The following is a 20,243-nucleotide window of genomic DNA, read 5'->3' on the forward strand; positions in this document are numbered from 1 at the left end:
GTTGTAGAAGATTTCCATCGCCTTGTAGGTTGATGGAAAGTGCCTACAAAGGAGCGGCCGTGGGGGCTCTGTTCGTCGGTGTGGACGGGGGAGGCACCAGTACGCGCTGCGTCGTGGTCACGGAATCGGGCGAGATCGCCGGGCGTGGACTGGCCGGCGGCGCCAACGCGATCTCGGTCCCCGATCCGGCGGCCAATCTGCGCGCCGCGCTGCTCGGCGCGCTGGAGGGCCTGGACCGCGCGCGGGTCGCGGGCGGCGTGTTCGGCCTGGCCGGGGCGGCCCGCGCGGCGGAGCCGGCGGAGCGGGCCTGGCGGGAGGCCGGGCTCGCCGGGCGGCCGGCGGTGGTCGCCGACGTGCTCGTCGCCTTCACCGGCGCCACCGACGAGCCGGACGGCGCGGTCCTGGTGGCCGGCACCGGCGCGATCGGCGCGCGTGTCCGCGACCGCCGGGTCGTGCGGCGGGCCGACGGCCTCGGCTGGCTCCTGGGCGACGAGGGTTCGGGCGTGTGGCTGGGCCGCCGGGCCGCCGCCGCGGCGCTGAACGCGATCGACGGCCGGGGCGCGTCCACCGTGCTGGTCGCCCGGGTGGCCGAGGCCGTCCTGGGCGCCGGGGCGGCCGGCGAGGACGACGGGCCCGCGCTCGCCCAGGCCTTGGTCTCGGTCGTGTACGCGCGGGTGGCCGAGCGCGGTCCCGCCTGGCTCGGCACGCTCGCGCCCGTGGTGGACACCGCCGCCCGCGAGGGCGACGAGGTGGCCCGCGGCGTCGTCGCCGAGGCGGCCCGCAGGCTGTGCCGTACGGCACGGGTCGTCACCGGGGAGGCCGCCCACGACAGGGGAGCACGGGCGGCGGGAGGCGGAGGGCCGCTGGTGCTCGCGGGGTCGCTGCTGACCGAGCCGACCGAGCTCGCCCACCTGGTCAGGGCCGAGCTGGGCAGGCGGGCCACGCTGGTGCGAGCCCGGGACGCCGCGGCGGGCGCCGCCGCGCTCGCGGTGCGGGCGGCCCTGCCCGGCGACCCCCGCGCCGCCGAGGCGCACCGCGCGCTGATCGGGCAGGGGGGCGCATGAGCGAGCGGAGCGAGCGAGTCAGTAGGCACTGTGCGAGCGGAGCGAGCGAGTCGGTACGCACTGTGCGAGCGAAACGAGTGGATCAAGAAACACCGCCTGCACGCCTCCGGCACGACCTGACGCCGAGCCGCCGGACGGGGAGGCGGCATGAGTGAGGGCGAGCTGGACCGGATGGCGATGGCGGTGCTCCAGCCCGGGTTCGAGGGCACGGAGCCGCCCGCGTGGCTGCGGCGGGCGCTCGCGGAGGGCCTCGGCGGCGTGGTCCTGTTCGCCCGCAACGTCGCCGGCCTGGAGGGGACGGCCGCCCTGGCCGCGGGGCTGCGCCGGGAGCGGCCGGACGTGGTCGTCGCGGTGGACGAGGAGGGCGGTTCCGTCACCCGTCTGGAGGCCGCCGGCGGCAGTTCGTGGCCGGGCAACATGGCGCTGGGCGTCGCCGGCGACGAGGCGCTGACCCGCCGGGTGGCGCGGCAGATCGGCCGGATGGTCGCCGCCGCCGGCGTCACCCTCGACTACGCCCCCGTGGTGGACGTCAACGCCGACCCCCGTAACCCCGTCATCGGCGTGCGTTCCTTCGGCTCCGACCCCGACGAGGTCGGCCGCCACGGCGCCGCCTGGATCGAGGGACTGCAGAGCGCCGGGGTGGCCGCCTGCGCCAAGCACTTCCCCGGTCACGGTGACACCGTGACCGACTCCCACCTGGCACTGCCCGCCGTACGTGCCTCCCGTGAGGTGATAGAACGGCGCGACCTGCCGCCGTTCCGGGCCGCGATCGCGGCCGGGGTGCGCGCCGTGATGTGCGGGCACCTGCTCGTCCCCGCCGTCGACGCGCTCCCCGCGACGCTGAGCCGGGCGGTGCTGACCGGCCTGCTGCGGGAGGAACTGGGGTTCGAGGGGCTCGTGGTGACCGACGCGATCGAGATGCGGGCGGTCGCCGCCCTGCACCCGCCCGGCGAGATCGCGGTCCGCGCGCTGGCCGCCGGGGCCGACGCGATCTGCGTCGGGGTGTCCTCGGCCAGGGGGGAGAGCGTGTACGCGCTGCGCGACGCGATCACCGGCGCGGTCCGCGAGGGCCGGCTGGCGGAGGAGCGCCTGGCCGAGGCGGCGGGCCGGGTGCGGGACCTGGCCGCGTGGTACGACGCGCAGGCGGAGGCCAGGAAGGCGGTGGCCCGCGACGCCGACGAGGGCCTCGGCCTGGCGGCGGCGACGGCGGCGCTGCGCGCGACCCCCGCGGAGCCTCCGGGGCCGCTCACGCGGGCGCCGCTGGTGGTGCACATGGCGGCGCGCCCCAGTCAGGCCGTCGGCCGGGCGACCCCTCTCACCCTGGGGGAGGCGCTCGGCGAGCTCCTGCCCGGGACCGTGACGGCGCAGGTGCATGACGACGGGCGGCTGCCGGATCTGCGCGACACCGGGGGCCCGCTCGTGATCGCCGTCCACGACGCCGTGCGGCACGCCTGGATGCGGCGGCTCCTGGAGGAGGCGCTGCGGGCCCGCCCGGACGCGATCGTGGTGGAGACCGGGGTGCCGGGGCCGCCCGCCGGGCGGCTGTACCTCGCCACCCACGGCAGCTCCACGGCCTCCGCGCGGGCGGCGGCCCGCTGGCTCGCCGGAGCCGTCTGACCCGCCTGCCGGCCCCTGGAACAGGACATATTCCCAGGTAGCAGGCTCGGGTAAAAATTAACTCCACCGACGCGTCTGCCCGTGGAAAAAATTGACGGCGTCGCGAGGGCGCCCGTATTGTCCAGGCAATCGGGAACCAGGAGCAGCCCATGAAGCGACTCGCGGCGATCGTGGCTCTGGCGTCGATCGTCACAGCCACCGCCTGCGGCACTACCGGTACGACGGACACCGCCCAACAGGGCGGCGGCGTGTACACCACGATCGACGGCAGCAAGCAGATCAACGCAAGCGCGCCGATCAACCCGTTCAACCCCGTCGGATCGGTCTTCTCGGGATACAACGGCATGGCGCTGGCGTGGCCCAAGAACGACCCCACCGATCCCAACCAGTTCTACCCGGCCATCGCCAGGAGCTGGAGCATGTCCCCGGACCGGTCGGAGGTCGTCATCCACCTGCAGCCGGACGCCAGGTGGTCCGACGGCAAGCCGGTGACCAGCGAGGACGTGCGCGTCTCGATCGGTCTCGCCTACACCCAGGGCGGCACGGCCTACGCGCTCGACCCGAAGGCGGCGGGCGCCGCCGCCGACATCCAGGTCGTCGACCCCAAGACGGTCCGGGTGACCCAGGGCGCCAACCGCAGCTCGACGTTCCTCGCCAACCTGCTGTCGACCGTGGTCGTGCCCGCGCACGTGTTCGGGAAGCTGCTGCCGGCCGACTTCTGGCAGACGCTCAAGGTCGCCCAGCACGGCCAGGGCGCGGCGGCCGAGAAGGCGAAGAACCAGATCACCGGCCTGGCGGAGAAGGTCATCGCCTTCGACCCCGGCCACGACGTGTCGGCCGGGCCGTTCGTGCTGGAGCGGGTGAACCCGGGTGCGGCGCTGCTCAAGCGCAACCCCTACTTCTACGCCCGGCAGAACATCGCGCCGGCCAAGGTGAAGATCCTGAACTACACCGGCAACGAGCAGATCTGGAACTACCTGATCGCCGGCCGGCTGGACAACGCCCCCTTCACCTCCGTGCCCACCGCCGTCATGGAGCGGATCCGCGACGCCGGGGGCAGCAAGGTGGTCAAGGGCTACTCGCCGGTGGCCGTGTCCCTCGCGTTCAACCAGTCGCACAAGCCGTACGACAACGTGCACGTGCGGCGGGCGATGGCCTACCTGATCGACCGCGCCCAGGTCACGAAGATCGCCTCGCCGGAGGGCGGCACTCCCGCCGCCACCACCTCGGGCATCCACGCCAAGGCGGCCCGTGCCTGGCTCGGCGACGCGTTCGACACCCTGGAGCGGTACCGGGTCGACTCCGCCAAGGCCGACGCCGAGCTGAAGGCGGCGGGCATGACCAAGCGGGGCGGCCGGTGGGCCATGCCGGACGGCAGCCCGTGGAAGGTCCGCATCCACGTGCCCGCGTCGTTCTCCGACTGGGTCGCCGCGGGCAAGTCGATCAGCAGCCAGCTCAGCGACCACGGCATCGACGCGAGCGTGGTCACCGCGGCCGACTACACGCTCTATCTTGGAGAGCTGGCCGAAGGCAAGTACGACCTCGGGTTCTGGCTGATCGGCCTCGGCCCCTCGCCGTACAACATCTTCCAGCGGCTGTTCGGGCAGGCGAACGGCTGGCAGATGTTCGGCGGCCGGCTGCGGCACGTCGCGCCGGGCACCGAGGGCAACTGGATGGGCGGGCCGGAGAAGGTCGACGCCGGCACCGCCGGCACGGTCGACCCCGGCGACCTGACCAGCAGGCTGAACTTCGCGTCCCAGGACGAGCAGAAGCGCATCGTCGGCGTCCTGGCCAAGGTCGCCAACGAGCAGCTTCCGGTCGTCCAGCTGTGGGACTACGTGAACACCCAGTTCGTGAACACCTCCCGGTACACGGCGTTCCCGCCCGACGACGACGAGTCCCTGCGGCTGTCGTCCGGCGTGTGGATGCAGCTCGGGATGATCAGGAAAGCGGAGAAGGGGCAGGCATGACGCACGCGGTCCCGGGGCGTCCCCGGGTGGGCGCCATCGCCAGGAAGGTCGGCGGCCATCTGGTCCGCGGCCTGGCGATGATCTGGGTCGTCGCCACGATCAGCTTCGTCATCATCCGGGAGATCCCCGGCAACCCCGTGCTGGGGCAGTACGAGAGCCTGATCCAGAAGGGCATGTCGCCCGAGCAGGCCGAGCGGGCCACGGCCGTCCTGTACGGCTTCCTGCCCACCGGCAACCTGTGGGAGCAGTACGTCGGCTACATGGGCTCGCTGCTCCACCTCGACCTCGGGCGTTCGCTCAGCACGCCCGGCGTGGAGGTGACCACGCTCATCGGCCACGCGGCCCGGTGGACCGTGCTGCCGGTGCTCGCCGGCACGCTGCTGAGCTTCCTGCTCGGCGTCACCATGGGCGTCTACGCCGCGATCAAGCGGTCCGGCAAGCTCGGCGACATGCTCGCGCTGTCCGGCTCGCTGCTGCACGGCGTGCCCGTGTACGTCATCGGCCTGCTGCTCACCGCGATCTTCGCCACGCTGTGGCCGATCATGCCGTCGGGCGGGCCGGTGGACGTCGAGTTCGTCCCCGGGTTCAACGCCGGCTACATCGGCTCGCTGGTCCACCACGCCGTGCTGCCGGTCGTCACGTACACGTTGGCCAGCTACGGCGGATGGATCCTCGCGATGAAGTCCAACGTGGTCGCCGTGCTCGGCGACGACTTCATCCTCGCGGCCGAGCTGCGCGGCCTGCGGCGCGGCTTCGTGTTCCGGTATCTCGCGCGCAACGCGATCCTGCCGCTGTTCACGATCCTCGCCCTGTCGATCGGCATGCTGTTCGGCGGCTCGATCTTCATCGAGCAGATCTTCAACTACCCGGGCCTCGGCCTGCTGCTCGTCAACAGCATCAGCAGCCGCGACTACGCCCTGATGGGCGGCACCTTCCTGGTGATCACGGTGGGCATCGTCGTCGCCAACATCGCCGCCGACCTGCTGTACACGGTGATCGACCCGCGGGTCAGGAGCGGAGGCGCGGCATGACCGTCATCGTCAGCCCGGAAGGGGCGATGAGTCCCGAGGCCGGGCCACCCGGGACCACCCGGGCCACGCTGCGGCGCAACTTCTGGCGCGGGGTGTGGCGGGTGCTGCGGCGCAAGCCCAGCCGCATGGCGGGTGTGGTCATCGTCGCCCTGTTCGCGCTCATGGGCGTGGCCGGGCCGCTGCTCTACCCCGCCCAGCTGCCGCGCGACGACGACGCGCTGTACGCGCCGCCCAGCCTGGCCCACCCCTTCGGCACCGACTTCGAGGGCACCGACGTGCTCGCGCTGGTCGTCACCGGCGCGCGCTACGTGCTGCTGACCGGCCTGGCCACGGCCGTCATCACGGTCGCGCTCGGCACGCTCATCGGGCTGGTCGCGGGCTTCCACCGCGGCCGGTGGGACACGCTGCTCATGCGGCTGACCGACATGAACCTCGCGATCCCCGGCCTGCCGCTGCTGCTCGTGCTGTCCACGGTGTGGAAGTTCGAGAGCCCACTGGAGATGGGCCTGGTGCTCGGAGTGCTCGGCTGGGGCGGCATCGCCCGCGCCGTGCGGTCGCAGACGCTGTCGCTGCGCGAGCGCGGCTTCATCGAGGCGGCCCGCGGCCTCGGCCTGCCGACGCGGCACATCATCGGCCGCGAACTGCTGCCGAGCATGGCGCCGTACATCGCGATGAACATGCTCATCGCCGTCACCGGCGCGGTGTACGCCCAGGTGGGCCTGTTCTTCCTCGGCGTGCTGCCGTTCGAGTCGAGCAACTGGGGCGTGATGCTGAACCTCGCGGTCTTCAACGGCGGGGCGCTCACCACCCCGGCCGCGCTCCCGTACCTGATGGCCCCGCTGATCGCGATCCTGCTGCTCACCCTGGGCATCGTGCTGATCGTGGACGCGATGGACGAGATCTTCAACCCCCGGTTGCGGGAGGAGTAGCCCCTATGACCGCTCACACGGCCGCACCTCACATGGCGGCACGTGACATGGAAGCACCGGGGGTCCGGATCCGAGACCTCACGGTCGTCTACAAGACGCCGTCGGGCGAACTGCCCGCCGTACGCGGCGTCGACATCGCCCTCGCCCCCGGCACGATCACCGGCGTCGTCGGCGAGTCGGGCTCGGGCAAGTCGACACTCGCGCTCTCCCTGCTCAACGCGGTGCAGCCGCCCGGCAGGATCGCGGCGGGCAGCGTCGAGATCGACGGCCTCGGCGACGTGCTGACGCTGCGGGGCGAGGACCTGCGCCGCGCCCGCGGCCGCCAGGTCGGGTACGTCTTCCAGGCCGCGCAGAACTCGCTGAACCCGCTCAAGACCATCGGCAAGCAGCTGCTCGACCTCGGCCGCTCCCACGACGTGGAGGACCTGCGGGCGCTGGTGCGGGACGCCAAAGACCTGCTCGCCCGCATGGGCATGGACGGCGCCCGGGTGCTCGACTCCTACCAGCACGAGCTGTCGGGCGGCATGCGCCAGCGGGTCGGCATCATGCTCGCGCTCGTCCTGAACGCCAAAGTCGTCGTTCTGGACGAGCCGACCACCGCCCTCGACATGATCACGCAGGCCACGATCCTGCGGATCATCCGCGAGGTCCACGAGGAGCGGGCGCTCACCACGCTGGTGATCACGCACGACGTGGGCGCCGTCGCCGAGGTCGCCGACAGCCTCGCCGTCATGTACGGCGGACGCGTGGTCGAGCACGGCCCGGTGACCGAGGTGCTCGGCGACGCCCGACACCCGTACACGCAGGGACTGATCAGGGCGATCCCGCGCCTGACGGGCGACCTGTCGCTGGCACGGGCGCTGCCCGGCCGCCCGCCGACGCTCGGGACGCTGCCCAAGCAGGGCTGCGTGTTCCGCGAGCGCTGCGAGCGGCGCATGGATGTGTGCGAGACCGACGAGCCGATGTCCGTCAACCGGGACGGCCGCACCGTCGCCTGCCACGCCACCGACCGCCACCTCACGCTGGTCAAGCGGAAGGAGTTCGTGTGATCACGGGAACCGGGATCACCAAGATCTTCAAGCAGCGCGGCGGGGTGCTCGGCGCCCGCGAGGTGCCCGCGCTGCGCGGCGTGGACTTCGCCATCGCCAAGGGCGGCGCCGCCTCGTTCATCGGCGAGTCGGGCAGCGGCAAGACCACCCTCGGCCGGATCATCGCCGGGCTGGAGACCCACGACGCCGGTGAGATCGTCATCGACGGCGTGCCGATGTCGCCGCTGAGCCACCGCGCGCGGCAGCCGTACTTCCGCCGGGTCCAGCTCATCCACCAGGACCCCTACTCGGCGCTGAACCCCACCCGGACGATCCACCAGACGCTGGAGGCGCCGCTGCGGCTGCGTGCCAAGCAGACGGGCCGCCCGAGGTCGTGGGTCGACGGGCGGGCCGAGGAACTGCTGGCGATGGTCGGCATCGACCCCGGCTACGTGCTCCCGCGCTACCCCCACCAGCTGTCGGGCGGCATGCGCCAGCGCGTGGTGATCGCCCGCGCGCTCACCATGGACCCCGAGGTCCTCGTCGCCGACGAGGCCGTCTCGATGATCGACGTGTCGCTGCGCCTCGGCATCCTCGCGCTGCTGAAGGACCTGCGCGAGCGGCTCGGCGTGGGCGTGCTGTTCATCACCCACGACATCGCCACCGCCCGCTACGTCGGCGACGACGGCGAGCTGTACGTGCTCTACCGCGGCCAGGTCGTCGAGCGGGGCGCCACCGAGAAGATCATCGCAGACCCGGTCCACCCGTACACGCAGTCGCTGCTGTCGGCGATCCCGGTGCTGCACGGCCTGGAACGGCCGGGCGCGGAGCGGGTCGTGCCGCGGGAGATGCAGCGGGAGGGGCTGCCCGACGGCGGGTGCCTGTTCGCGCGGCGCTGCCCGTTCAGCACCGAACGCTGCGAGAGCGAGATGCCCGTGCTGGGCCGCGACGGCGGGCCCGGAACGGAGACCGAGCAGGAGCACGCCTGCTTCCATCCCGAGCGGCGCGGCGTGATCCCGGTGGGGGTGGGCGAGTGACGCACATCGCCCCCGTAGCCGTCGACGACCGCGTGGCGGATGTCGCGGCCGCCGCTCTCTGGGCGGACGCCGCGGACGCCCCGCTGGTCGTCCGGCGGCTGGCCGCCCCGCCGCCGGAGCGCCGGTGGACCGTCCTGGCCACGCCGGGCCGCGAGGGAGTGGTATTCACCTCGATCGGCGCGGACGGCGCGGGCCACGTCGACCTGATCGCCGTGGACCCCGCCGCCCAGGGCCGGGGGATCGGGCGGACGCTGGTCGGCGCGGCCGAGGAGTGGATGCGGGCGCACGGCGCCGCCGAGTCGAGGTTCGCCGGCAACCCGCCCTGCTACGCCTGGCCCGGCATCGACGTGCGCTACACCCCGGCGGCCTGCCTGGCCGAGCGCCTGGGGTACGAGCAGTATCGCGTCGCCTGGAACATGACGGCCCGCCTGCCGGCCCGCTACGACGAGGCCGAGCACGAGGCCGACCTGGTGAAGCTCGCCGCCGCCGGGGTCACGGTCGCGGCCGCCGCCGACCGCGCGAGGATCGCGGCGTTCGTGCGCGAGCAGTGGAACGACAAGTGGGCCTGGGAGGCCGAGCAGGCGACCGGCCTGCACTATGCCTTCCGCGACGGGGCCGAGCGCGACGGGGAGATCCTCGGCTTCGCCGCCTGGGGCGCCCGGCCGCTGTGGTTCGGCCCGATGGGCACGGCCGAGGCCGCCCGCGGGCTCGGCGTGGGCCGGGTGCTGCTGCGCCGCTGCCTCGCCGACCAGGCCGCGGCGGGGCAGACCTCCACGCAGATCGGCTGGGTCGGCCCGCTCCGCTTCTACTCCCGGGCGGTGGGCGCCCGCGCCGAGCGGGTCTTCTGGCTCTACCGCCGCGCGCTGGACTGATGTCAGCCGTACAGCAGTTCGCCTCGGGGCGGGCCCGGCGGGGGGCACAGCTCCCGGGGGTCGCGGCCCGCCTCCAGGTGCTCGCGCAGCGACGCCGAGCCCCACAGCAGGTCGAGGAACGGCTCGCAGCGGAACTCGCCCGGATAGAGGGTGCGCAGCGCGTGCAGGACGGACACGCCCGTGAGCACCGGCAGGAAGGCCCGCCGGTCGGTCACGTGCAGCTGCGCGCCGCGCACCACGACGCCCGCGTGCCTGCCGAACGTCGGGGTGAACCACGTGTCGCGGAAGCGCACGCCGGGCAGGCCGGCATCGTTCAGCGCCGCGGCGAACCGGCCGTCCGCGTACGGCGCGCCGACCAGCTCGAACGGCCGGGTCGTGCCACGGCCCTCGGCCGCGTTCACACCCTCCAGCAGCCCGGTGCCGGGATAGACCAGGGCGGTGTCGAGGGTCGGCATGTTGGCCGACGGCATCACCCAGGGCAGCCCGGTGCGGTCGAACTGCCACTCCCTGCGCCAGCCCTCCATCGGCACGACCTCCAGCTCGGCGCCGAGCGCGCGGTTGACGGTCGACGCGATCTCGCCGGGCGTGAGGCCGTGCCGTACGGGCAGGGCGGCGCGGCCGACGAAGCTCGCGAAGGCCGGGTCGAGCACCGGGCCCTCGGCCACCGCGCCGCCGATCGGGTTGGGCCGGTCGAGCACGGTGAACCGCAGCCCGAGCCGGGCCGCCGAGCCCATCAGGTCGTACATCGTCCAGACGTAGGTGTAGAAACGCGCGCCCACGTCGCACAGGTCGAAGACGAGCGCCTCCACCCCGGACGACGCGACGAGCGCGTCCAGGTCGCCGCCCGACCGCTGGTAGGTGTCGAGCACGGGAAGACCGGTGACCGGGTCGACGGCGTCGCCCTCGCCGCCGCCCGCCTGGGCCGTGCCGCGCAGGCCGTGCTCGGGGCTGAACAGCGTGGTCACGGGCACCCCGGCGGCCAGCAGGGCCGGTGCGGCGGCGGTCAGATCGGGCAGGACTCCGGTGGGGTTGGTGACGAGGCCCACCCGCCCCCGCACGGCTTTCGGCGCGCTCACCAGCAGCTCAAGTCCCGTACGCACGCGATCCACGAAGCACTCCGAGCCGAGGAACCATGACCATGACCCAATCACTCGCCGCTCTCGCCACCGAACAGAGCGATCCCCGCTTCAGCGAAATCGACACGTTGCCGACGGAGGAGATCGCGCGGCTCATGAACGCCGCCGACGCCGCCGTCCCCGCCGCGGTGGGCCGGGCCGTCCCGGCGATCTCCGCGGCCGTCGACGCGATCGCCGCGCGGATGGCCGACGGGGGCAGGCTCCTCTACGTGGGCGCGGGCACCTCCGGGCGGCTCGCGGTGCTCGACGCATCCGAGTGCCCGCCGACCTTCGGCACGCACCCCGACCTGGTCCAGGGCATCATCGCGGGCGGCGAGGCCGCGCTGGTGCGGTCGGTCGAGGGCGCCGAGGACGACGCCGAGGCGGGCGCCGCCGTCATCCGGGGCAAGGCCGTCGGCCCTCGCGACTCCGTCGTGGGCATCTCCGCCAGCGGGCGCGCGCCGTACGTCGTCGCGGCGGTCGAGCAGGCCCGGCGGCTCGGCGCGCTGACCGTGGGCCTGGCCTGTAACACCGGCACCCCGCTCGCGCGGGCGGCCGACCACGCCGTCGAGGTCATCGTGGGACCCGAGGTGGTCACCGGCTCGACGCGGCTGAAGGCCGGCACGGCCCAGAAGCTGGTCCTCAACATGATCTCCACGATCACGATGATCAGGTCGGGCCGGACGTACGGGAACTTCATGGTCGACGTCGTGGCCAGCAACTCCAAGCTGGTCGACCGGGCGGCCCGCATCGTCTCCGACATCACCGGCACGCAGGTGCCGCGGGCCCGGGAGGTCCTGGAGAACGCCGGGCGGGACGTGAAGACGGCCGTCGTGATGATCGAGCGCGGCGTGGGCGCCGACGACGCCCGGGCGCTGCTCGCGGCGCACGGCAACCGCCTCGGCCCGGCCCTGCACAGTGCCTGACGGGGTGTCCGCGCTCGAAGACGTCCTGCGGGCCGCGGTGCCCGAGGTCGCCTCGGCGGCGGTCGCCGTGATCGCTCTGGACGGGCGCACGGTCGCCGGGGCCGCCGTGGGGGAGGCCGTGCGGTATGCCGATCCGTCCGGGGGCCTGCTGGCGGAGCGGCCGCCCGTGGCGGTGGACGCGCTCTTCGACATCGCCTCCCTGACCAAGATGTTCACCGCCGCGGTGCTGGTCTCGCTGGCCCAGGAGGGCGCGCTCGACCTCGACGAGCCGGTGGCCGCACGGCTGCCCCGGTTCTACGGGCACCGGCCCGGGATCACCGTCCGGCACCTGCTGACGCATTCGGCGGGCCTGCCCGCGAGCCGCCGGGTGGAGAAGGAGCCGGAGGAGACCCGCTGGGACCTCGTCCTGTCCACCCCGGTTCAGGGGCCGCCGGGCACGCACCTGTACTCGGACGTCGGCATGATCACGGCCGGGCGGGTGGCGGAGGCCGCCGGCGGGGCGCCGCTGGACGTGCTCGTGCGCGAGCGGGTCGCCGGGCCGCTCGGGCTCGGCGCCACGACGTACGGGCCGGTCGACCCGGGCCGCGCCGTGGCCACGGAGTTCAAGCGCGGCACGTGCGTCAGGGGCGAGGTGCACGACGAGACCGCCCACGCGCTGGGCGGCGTGGCCGGGCACGCGGGGCTGTTCTCCACCGCCGCCGACCTCGTGCGCTTCGGCGAGGCGCTGCGCACCGGCGGCGGCCCGATCCTGTCTCCCGAGTGGACCGCCGAGATGCTGCGCGACCAGGGGGTCGCGGGCGCCGTGTTCCGCCAGGGGCTCGGCGTGCGGATCGACGATCCCGCCATCGTCGGGCCGCTCACGGGCGCGTTCGGCCACTCGGGCTTCACCGGCACGTCGCTGGTCGTCGACCCCGCCCACCGGCTGACCGTCGTGCTGCTCACCAACAACGTGCATCCCCTCCGGGGGCGGCCCGGCATCCGCGACCTGCGGCACGCCGTCGCGGCGGAGGCGCTGCGCCTGGCGGGCTGATGTTTGCCCCTCCTCGTCCGGGTCAGTAGGGAGACGGTGCAGCAGGCAGACCGATCCGTCCCCCCAAGGAGAGGAGCCGTGATGACGACCGCGCATCAGGCGGGCCGGCGGCTGGAAGGCACGGCCCGGAGAGCGGCCGACCATCCTGTCCTGGAGAAGCTCGCCAAGGTAGGGTTCGCCGCCCGGGGCGTCCTGTACGCGATCATCGGCCTGGTCGCCCTCCAGATCGCCTTCGGCGGGGGAGGGGAGGCCGACAAGAGCAGCGCGCTTCATATCGTCCGCGACGCGCCCTTGGGCGACACGCTGCTGTGGATCATGGCCGTCGGCTTGGCCGCCCTCGCGATCTGGCAGATCTCCGAGGCCGTCTGGGGCCGTCCCGGCGTCAAGGACCGCGTGGAGTCCGTGGCCAGGGCCGTCGTCTACGCGGCCCTCGTGTTCTCGATGGTGGCCCTGCTCACGCGGAACAAGGCCGCCTCCTCGTCCGACAGCCAGTCGCAGGACGTCACCAAGGCGCTGTTCGAGCTGCCGGGCGGACAGTTCCTGGTCGGCCTGATGGCGCTCGGTGTGATCGCCCTCGGCGTCTTCTGGATCTACGAAGGCTGGACCGAGAAGTTCATGAAGGACATGCACGTGACCGGGCCTCGTGCCCGCGGCGTCGTGACCAAGCTCGGCAAGGCCGGCTACATCGCCCGCGGCGTGATCGCGCTGGCCGCCGGCGTCCTGATCGGCCGGGCCGCCCTCACGTACGACCCCGACAAGGCGGCCGGCATCGACGGCGCGCTCAAGGCGCTCGCCGACACCCCGGCCGGTCCGTGGCTGCTCGTCGTGGTCGCGATCGGCCTGGTGCTGTTCGCCGCCTACTGCTTCGCGGAGGCCCGCTGGCACCGCGTGTGAGCGTCTCCGCCGGGGCGGCGTCTCAGGTGGACCTGCTCCACCTGAGATGTCCGCCACGGTCCGCTCCGGATGAGACCTGGCCTCACCTGGGCGGACTCCCTCGGATCTCGGTCTTCTCCCACACGGTCACTGTCCGATCGGTCAGATCCTGTCCGATCGGTCAGCTAGGGTGTCTCCCATGGCGCGTTCCGTAACCACCCTGCGCGCGGACATCCTCGACTCGGCGGTGCGGCTGTTCGCCGCCCACGGTTTCCGCGGCACCTCTCTCCAGGAGATCGCCACGGACGCCGGCTGCTCCAAGGCGTCCTTGCTCTACCACTTCACGAACAAGGACGCGATCTTGACCGAGCTGCTGGCGCCCGTCGGGTCGCAGGTCGCCGAACTCGAGGCACGGCTCGCCGGGCTGGACGGTGAGGCGGCCGCCCGTGCCGCCGTCGCCGCGCTCGTCGACCTGTCCCTGCGCTTCCGGCTGCAGGTGAAGATCCTCATGCAGGACGTCGACGCGCTGATCAACCGGCCGGAACTGCCGGACGTGGACGGCTTCATCGAACGGCTGACGGACGCCCTGTCCGGCCGTTCGGCCGCCCCCGAGGCCCGGGTCTGGGCCTGGATGGCGATGCTGGGGATCATCCTGACCAGCGCCGGCGAGCTCGCGGTTCCGGAGGAGACGCTGCGCGCGGAACTGACCCGCGGGGCGTTGCGGACGCTCGGTCTGCAGGCCGACTGACCTTCAGAAGAAAGAGATCTGTTTTGGCAACCCTGCTGTACCGGCTGGGCCGGTTCTCCTTCCGCAGGCGCGGGCGCGTGGCCGCCGTGTGGCTGCTGCTGCTCGTGGTCCTGGGCCTGGCCGCGGCAGCCTTCCACGGCCCGACCGGCGACAAGTTCGCCATGCCCGGCACCGAGTCGCAGCGGGCGCTGGACGCCCTGGCCAAGGAGTTCCCGCAGGCCAGCGGGGCCACCGGCACCATCGTCGTGGCCGCCCCGCAGGGCCGCAAGCTCGACCCCGCCGCGGTCGCGCCGCTGGTCGAGGAGGCCGCCGCCGTCCCCGGCGTCGTCGCCGCCCTCGACCCGTTCAAGTCCGGCGCCGTCTCCGCCGACGGCCGCCACGCCCTGATCCAGGTGCAGTTCGACCGCGAGGCCCAGGACGTGACCGAGGCGCAGCGCGCGGCGTACCTGAAGGCCGGCTCCTCCGCGCAGGGGCTGCGGGTCGAGCACGGCGGCGAGATCCTGAACGGCGCGCCGGAGGTCGGCGGGTCGGAAGGGATCGGCGTCGTGATCGCCGCGGTGGTCCTCATCGTCACCTTCGGCTCGCTGGTGGCCGCCGGCATGACTCTGCTGAACGCGCTGATCGGCGTGGGGGCCGGCATGGGCGGCCTGTTCGCGCTCAGCGGCGTCGTCGAGCTGACCTCCGTCACGCCCGTGCTGGCGCTGATGCTGGGCCTGGCCGTCGGTATCGACTACTCGCTGTTCATCACCTCCCGCTACCGCCAGTTCCTGGCCGAGGGCGTGACGCCGGAGGAGGCCGCGGGCCGGGCGGTCGGCACCGCCGGATCGGCGGTCGTGTTCGCCGGGGCCACCGTGGTCATCGCGCTCGCCGGCCTGTCGGTGGTCGGCATCCCGTTCCTGAGCGTGATGGGCCTGGCCGCCGCCGGCACCGTGGCCGTCGCCGTCCTGGTCGCCCTCACGCTGCTGCCCGCCTTCCTGTCGTACGCCGGTGCCCGCGTGCTGCCCCGCAAGCAGCGCACCGGTCAGAGCACGGGCGCGGGTGCGGAGGGCTTCGGCTACAGGTGGGGACGGGTCGTCACCCGGCTGCGCGTGCCGATCCTGCTGGCCGGCGTGATCGGCCTCGGCGCGCTCACGCTGCCGGCCCAGGACCTGCGCCTGGCCCTGCCCGACGCCGGCACCGCCGCCCCCGGCACCCCGGCCCGCGAGGCCTACGACCTGACCAGCGAGGGCTTCGGCGAGGGCTTCAACGCCCGCCTGATCGCCGTGGTCTCCGCCGCGGACCCGGCGGCCACGACCGCCGCCGCAGGCGAGGCCGCCAAGATGATCCAGCAGACCCCCGGCGTGCTGGCCGTGGCCCCGCCGCAGCCCAACGCCGCGGGTACCACCGCGCTGCTGACCATCATCCCCAAGGCCGGGCCCACCGCCGCGGCTACCGAGGACGCCGTCCACGCCATCCGCGCCAACGTGGCCTCGATCGAAAACGCCGAGATCGCCGTCACCGGGGCGACGGCCGTGGGCATCGACGTCTCCGACAAGCTCGCCGACGCCATGCCGGTGTACCTGCTGCTCGTGGTCGGCCTGTCGGTGCTGCTGCTCATGCTCGTCTTCCGCTCGATCCTGGTCCCCGTCAAGGCGGCGCTGGGCTTCCTGCTCACCGTCGGCTCGACCTTCGGCATCACGGTGGCGATCTTCCAGGAGGGTCACCTGGCCGGGCTGCTGGGCGTGGACGTGCCGGGCCCGCTGGTCAGCTTCCTGCCGATCCTGCTCATCGGCATCCTGTTCGGCCTGGCCATGGACTACGAGGTGTTCCTGGTCTCGCGCATGCGCGAGGACTACGTGCACGGCGACACTCCCCGCCAGGCCACGATCAACGGCATGGGGCACAACGCGCGGGTCGTCACCGCCGCGGCGCTGATCATGACGGCCGTGTTCGGCGGGTTCGTGTTCATGGACGACCCGATCATCAAGTCGATGGGCTTCGCGCTGGCCATCGGTGTGCTCATCGACGCCTTCGTCGTCCGCATGACCCTCGTCCCCGCCGTGATGTCCATGCTCGGCCGCGCCGCCTGGTGGCTGCCCCGCGCCCTCGACCGGGCGCTGCCCGACCTCGACGTCGAGGGCGAACGCCTGCGCCACCACCTGACCACCGGCGCCGCCGCATCCCCGGAGCGGGCCGGCGTGATGTGACCCGGGGCCGGAGGTCCCGTCCCGGCGGGACCTTCGGCGCTCGCACGCCGCGGAGGGTAAGCGGTCTGATGGAGGGACGGGAGAAGGAGGGCTTCATGATCGTGGTGGGTGTCGACGGTTCGCCCGCTGGCGTCGCGGCGGCGGCTTGGGCGGCCCGGGAGGCCGGTCTGCGCGGCGTCCCCCTGCGGATCGCCAACGCCATCCCCGCCTGGGCGTGCTCGACCGCCCCGCAGGGCCGGTACACGAGAGTCGCCGCGTGGATGCGCGACGGCGCCGCCGACGTGCTCGCCGCCGCCACCGGGCGGGCTCAGGCGGAGGCGCCCGGGGTGGAGGTCGACACCGCGATCCTGGCCGGCGACCCGCGCCCGGCGCTCGTCGAGGCGGCCGCGGACGCCGATCTCCTGGTGCTCGGCAACCACGGGCTCGGCGGCTTCCGCGGCCTGCTGCTCGGCTCGGTCGCGTACGGCGTGACGGGTCGCGCCCCGTGCGACGTGGTCGTCGTGCGGGAGGTGCCCTCGGCGCCGCGCCCGGAGATCGTGGTGGGCGTCGACGGATCGCCCGCCTGCGCGAAGGTGCTCGACTTCGCCTTCGCCGAGGCGGCGCTGCGCGGGGTGGGCCTGCGGGTGGTGCACGCCTACAGGCCGCTGGAGGCGGGCGGCGGCTTCGCGCCGGTGCCGGACGACTTCGACGACGAGAAGGTCGAGGTGCGGATGGTCAGGGAGGCTCTCGCCGGGCGCCGCGAGCACTACCCCGACGTCAAGGTCGTCGAGGAGGTCGTCCGGGGTCATCCCGTGGAGGTGCTGCGGCACGCGTCGGTGGGCGCCGACCTGCTCGTCATCGGCTCCCGGGGCCACGGCCAGTTCACCGGCCTGGTCCTCGGTTCGGTCTGCCAGGCCATGCTGCACTACGCGAGGTGCCCCATGGTCGTCGTCCGCGCGCCGGCGCCGGCCGGCTGAACAGCTGGCCGGCTGAACACGCGAAACGCCCCCGGCGGCCCGGATGATCCGGGCCGCCGGGGGCGTCGTCGGCGTCCTACGCGCTCTTGCGCCGCTGCTCGCGCAGAATGGCGAGCCGCTCGTTCAGCACCTCTTCGAGGTCCTCGATCGAGCGGCGCTCCAGCAGCATGTCCCAATGGGTCCGCGGGGGCTTCGCCTTCTTCTGCTGGGGCTGCTCCGCGTCCACCCGCAGCGCCGGGCTGCCGCAGTGACGGCACTCCCACGTCGTGGGGATCTCGGCCTCGACGGCGAGCGGGACGGTGGTGAGATGGCCCTTCGGGCACGTGTAGGACACCTCCTGGCGCGGGGCCAGGTCGGTGTTGCGGTCGTTCTCGTAGCTGGTCGCGCCGAGCCGGGTACCGCGAAGTGCACGCTCGCCCATGTCTTTAAGCCTCCTGAGGTCCCCGCCTTCGAGGGGTTCGTTCGCCACCGCGTACAACGCCTGATACCGTGTGTGGATTCCCAGCCGAGACCTGATCCAATCGCGCTTTTTCCGTCCCAGTGGTCTCAGATGTGCTCGGGCACCTCGTTCCCCGCCTCACGGATGGCCCGGGGCAGGTTGACAACGGTGAGCAGCACGAATCCGATGACGAAGAACACCACCAGCGAGACGATCGCGGTGCGGTAGCTGTCGGTGAGCTGGAGCGCCAGCGTGAGCACCAGCGAGCCGAGGAACGCCGACCCCTTGTCGCTGATCTGGTAGAGGCTGAAGTACTCCGCCTCCCGGCCGGGCGGGATCACCAGGGAGTACATCGAGCGTGACAGCGCCTGCGTGCCGCCCATGACGATCGCGATGGCGAAGGCGATCGCGTAGAACTGGATCGCCGCGCCCTTCTGCAGGAAGTAGGCCACGCCCACCACCAGTGTCCACACGACCAGGCTGGCCAGGACCGTGCGCTTGGTCCCGATCCTGGCCGCGAGCCGCGCGAGTCCGAGCGCGCCGCCGACGGCGATGAACTGCACCATCAGGATCGCGCCGATCTGGTGCGTCTGGCTCAGGCCCAGCTCCTGGTCGGCGTACGTGGCGGAGAAGCCGATCACCGTCTGCACGCCGTCGTTGTAGACCAGGTAGGCCGCGAGGAACAGCAGCGTGCGGGGGTAGCGCCGCAGGTCGGCGATCGTACGGCCGAGCTGGCGGACGCTGCCGGCCACGGCACGGGCCGCGGTCGCCTCGTGGACGGGCACCCGGCGGTTGCGCAGGCGCAGCATCGGGATGAGCGTGAACGCGCCCCACCACAGGCCCGCCGAGGCCAGGCTGATCCGCACCGCCAGGCCCTCCTCGACCGCGCCGGACAGGTAGACGACCAGGTTGAGCGCGAGCAGCAGGCCGCCGCCGAGGTAGCCGAAGCCCCACCCCCTGCTGGAGATCGCGTCGCGTTCCTCCGCGCCGGAGATCTGCGGCAGGAAGGAGTCGTAGACCACGATCGACGCGCCGAACGCCACGTTGGCGACCAGGAACAGCACGCCGCCGAGCAGATAGGCGTCACCGGACACGAGGTAGAAGCCGAGTGTGGCCGTCGCGCCCAGGTAGGCGAGCACCCCCAGGATCTGCTTCTTGCGTCCCGTGTGGTCCGCCACGGCGCCGATGATCGGCATGACCACGATCTGCAGCAGCACCGAGATCGTCACCAGCGTGGTGAAGTACGCCTTCGGCCGCAGGTCCAGGCCGAGGAACGACACGAAGCCGCCCGCGCCGCCCGCCGCCGTCGTCGCGATCGACGTCAGGTACGGCCCGAGGAAGACGGTCAGGACGGTCGTCTGGAACGCGGAGTTCGCCCAGTCGTACCAGTACCAGCCGCGTTGCTCGCGCCGCCGCGCCTCGGGGATCTCCTCGTGGACGACCTGGGGGGCGGTCATGTTCTCTCCTCGCCGGGGTGGGCGGTCGTACGATCGGTCGGGGGACGGCAGGGGTCCGACGGGCAGGGTTCGAGGGGCGGAGTCAGCGCGTCACGGCGCGGCCGGGCGCGGGTGCCACTGCCCGCGTGACTTGAGCACGTCGCGCAGGCCGCTGACGTTGTCCGTCATGATCCCGTCGACGCCGAGATCGAGCAGGTGGGCCATCGTCACCGGGTCGTTCACCGTCCACACGTGCACCTGCATGCCGATCGCGTGCGCGGTGCGCACGAGGGCGCGGGTGGTCACCCGCAGGCCGCGGAACCCGATGGGCGCCTGCGCGCACGGCACCCCCGCGCGGGCCAGCCCGGACAGCAGCCTGCCGTACCCGCCGCCCACCGCGGCCGTGCGCAGGGCGGCCAGGCCGCGCGGGCCGAGCGAGAAGCAGACCTCCCGGTCGATCGCGCGCCGGGCGCGGGCCAGCCGCACGTCGGAGAACGAGGTCAGGCACACCCGGTCGTAGGCGCGGGTGCGGCGGATGGCCTGGGCGAGCGGCGCGATAGCGGCGCTCTCCTTGACGTCGATGTTGAACCGCGCCTCCGGCCAGGTGCCGAGCAGGTCCTCCATCAGCGGGATCTCGTGCCGGCCGCCGATCCTGGCCTCGCGCACCTCGCGGTAGGGCAGTCGCGAGATGCGGCCGGTGCGGTCGGTGACGCGGTCGAGGGTGCGGTCGTGGAACGCGAGCAGGACGCCGTCGGCGGTCGCGTGCGCGTCGGTCTCCAGGTAGGTGTATCCGAGCTCGATCGCGCGGGAGAACGCCTCCATCGTGTTCTCGCGGGCCTCCGCCGCCCCGCCTCGGTGCGCGAAGGCGAGCGGGCCGGGGTGGTCGAGGAACGCGAAACGGCGGTGCACGAGAGGAGTATGCCGGGTCCCGGCCGTACAGTCAGCGCACGTAGGTGAACATTTGCGTCACAAGAGTCCATTGTCAT

At 73.0% G+C, this 20,243-nt stretch carries 18 protein-coding genes; 14 read left to right on the plus strand and 4 right to left on the minus strand.

Features of this window, described 5'->3' with window-relative positions:
• Window positions 1-59 precede the first annotated feature (59 nt).
• From HHX41_RS20830 to HHX41_RS20865, 8 genes are all read left to right on the plus strand, one after another.
• Window positions 60-1,064 (plus strand): BadF/BadG/BcrA/BcrD ATPase family protein, encoded by a 1,005-nt coding sequence (locus HHX41_RS20830; RefSeq protein ID WP_310742104.1) that lies wholly within the window; start codon window positions 60-62, stop codon window positions 1,062-1,064.
• Window positions 1,065-1,211: 147 nt separating this feature from the next.
• On the plus strand, window positions 1,212-2,681 hold the full coding sequence (locus HHX41_RS20835) for a glycoside hydrolase family 3 protein (protein WP_182907328.1): 1,470 nt from the start codon (window positions 1,212-1,214) through the stop codon (window positions 2,679-2,681).
• Window positions 2,682-2,830: 149 nt separating this feature from the next.
• Entirely contained in the window at window positions 2,831-4,651 is a 1,821-nt protein-coding gene (locus HHX41_RS20840; protein ID WP_182907329.1) for an ABC transporter substrate-binding protein, read from the plus strand.
• Window positions 4,648-5,682 (plus strand): ABC transporter permease, encoded by a 1,035-nt coding sequence (locus tag HHX41_RS20845; RefSeq protein WP_169988355.1) that lies wholly within the window; start codon window positions 4,648-4,650, stop codon window positions 5,680-5,682. The genes HHX41_RS20840 and HHX41_RS20845 overlap by 4 nt, the downstream gene beginning before the upstream one ends.
• Window positions 5,679-6,611 (plus strand): ABC transporter permease, encoded by a 933-nt coding sequence (locus HHX41_RS20850; RefSeq protein ID WP_249350840.1) that lies wholly within the window; start codon window positions 5,679-5,681, stop codon window positions 6,609-6,611. The genes HHX41_RS20845 and HHX41_RS20850 overlap by 4 nt, the downstream gene beginning before the upstream one ends.
• Before the next feature lie 5 nt (window positions 6,612-6,616).
• Window positions 6,617-7,660, plus strand: coding sequence for an ABC transporter ATP-binding protein (locus tag HHX41_RS20855; RefSeq protein ID WP_249350839.1), 1,044 nt, complete (start codon window positions 6,617-6,619; stop codon window positions 7,658-7,660).
• Complete coding sequence (locus tag HHX41_RS20860) at window positions 7,657-8,676, plus strand: ABC transporter ATP-binding protein (RefSeq protein WP_182907330.1); 1,020 nt, start codon at window positions 7,657-7,659, stop codon at window positions 8,674-8,676. The genes HHX41_RS20855 and HHX41_RS20860 overlap by 4 nt, the downstream gene beginning before the upstream one ends.
• Entirely contained in the window at window positions 8,673-9,548 is an 876-nt protein-coding gene (locus tag HHX41_RS20865; protein WP_182907331.1) for a GNAT family N-acetyltransferase, read from the plus strand. Before HHX41_RS20860 ends, HHX41_RS20865 begins: the two co-directional genes overlap by 4 nt.
• 2 nt (window positions 9,549-9,550) lie before the next feature.
• On the opposite strand, the gene HHX41_RS20870 is transcribed toward HHX41_RS20865, so the two are convergent.
• Window positions 9,551-10,657, minus strand: a complete 1,107-nt coding sequence (locus HHX41_RS20870; protein ID WP_182907332.1) for an exo-beta-N-acetylmuramidase NamZ domain-containing protein — start codon at window positions 10,655-10,657, stop codon at window positions 9,551-9,553.
• Between the two features lie 29 nt (window positions 10,658-10,686).
• Here HHX41_RS20870 and murQ point away from each other — a divergent pair, with 29 nt between their 5' ends.
• From murQ to HHX41_RS20900, 6 genes are all read left to right on the plus strand, one after another.
• Window positions 10,687-11,589, plus strand: coding sequence for an N-acetylmuramic acid 6-phosphate etherase (gene murQ / locus HHX41_RS20875; RefSeq protein ID WP_182907333.1), 903 nt, complete (start codon window positions 10,687-10,689; stop codon window positions 11,587-11,589).
• A gap of 4 nt (window positions 11,590-11,593) precedes the next feature.
• Complete coding sequence (locus HHX41_RS20880) at window positions 11,594-12,619, plus strand: serine hydrolase (RefSeq protein ID WP_182907334.1); 1,026 nt, start codon at window positions 11,594-11,596, stop codon at window positions 12,617-12,619.
• Window positions 12,620-12,700: 81 nt separating this feature from the next.
• Window positions 12,701-13,513 (plus strand): DUF1206 domain-containing protein, encoded by an 813-nt coding sequence (locus HHX41_RS20885; protein WP_182907335.1) that lies wholly within the window; start codon window positions 12,701-12,703, stop codon window positions 13,511-13,513.
• Window positions 13,514-13,691: 178 nt separating this feature from the next.
• Window positions 13,692-14,240: a TetR/AcrR family transcriptional regulator gene (locus HHX41_RS20890; protein WP_182907336.1), complete on the plus strand. Its 549-nt coding sequence runs from the start codon at window positions 13,692-13,694 to the stop codon at window positions 14,238-14,240.
• Between the two features lie 23 nt (window positions 14,241-14,263).
• On the plus strand, window positions 14,264-16,426 hold the full coding sequence (locus HHX41_RS20895; protein ID WP_182907337.1) for an MMPL family transporter: 2,163 nt from the start codon (window positions 14,264-14,266) through the stop codon (window positions 16,424-16,426).
• Between the two features lie 95 nt (window positions 16,427-16,521).
• Window positions 16,522-17,382 carry a universal stress protein gene (locus HHX41_RS20900; protein ID WP_182907338.1) on the plus strand — a complete coding sequence of 287 codons (861 nt, stop codon included), beginning with the start codon at window positions 16,522-16,524 and terminating at the stop codon, window positions 17,380-17,382.
• Between the two features lie 76 nt (window positions 17,383-17,458).
• On the opposite strand, the gene HHX41_RS20905 is transcribed toward HHX41_RS20900, so the two are convergent.
• The 3 genes from HHX41_RS20905 to HHX41_RS20915 all read right to left on the minus strand — a co-directional run bounded on the left by HHX41_RS20905 (window position 17,459) and on the right by HHX41_RS20915 (window position 20,166).
• Window positions 17,459-17,803, minus strand: coding sequence for an RNA polymerase-binding protein RbpA (locus tag HHX41_RS20905; RefSeq protein ID WP_030509898.1), 345 nt, complete (start codon window positions 17,801-17,803; stop codon window positions 17,459-17,461).
• A 125-nt stretch (window positions 17,804-17,928) separates the two neighbouring features.
• Entirely contained in the window at window positions 17,929-19,278 is a 1,350-nt protein-coding gene (locus HHX41_RS20910) for an MFS transporter (RefSeq protein ID WP_182907339.1), read from the minus strand.
• A 90-nt stretch (window positions 19,279-19,368) separates the two neighbouring features.
• Window positions 19,369-20,166, minus strand: a complete 798-nt coding sequence (locus HHX41_RS20915) for a glycerophosphodiester phosphodiesterase (RefSeq protein WP_169988333.1) — start codon at window positions 20,164-20,166, stop codon at window positions 19,369-19,371.
• Between the last annotated feature and the right edge of the window lie 77 nt (window positions 20,167-20,243).

Source organism: Microbispora sp. H13382 (genome assembly GCF_014161445.1).
GTDB lineage: Bacteria > Actinomycetota > Actinomycetes > Streptosporangiales > Streptosporangiaceae > Microbispora.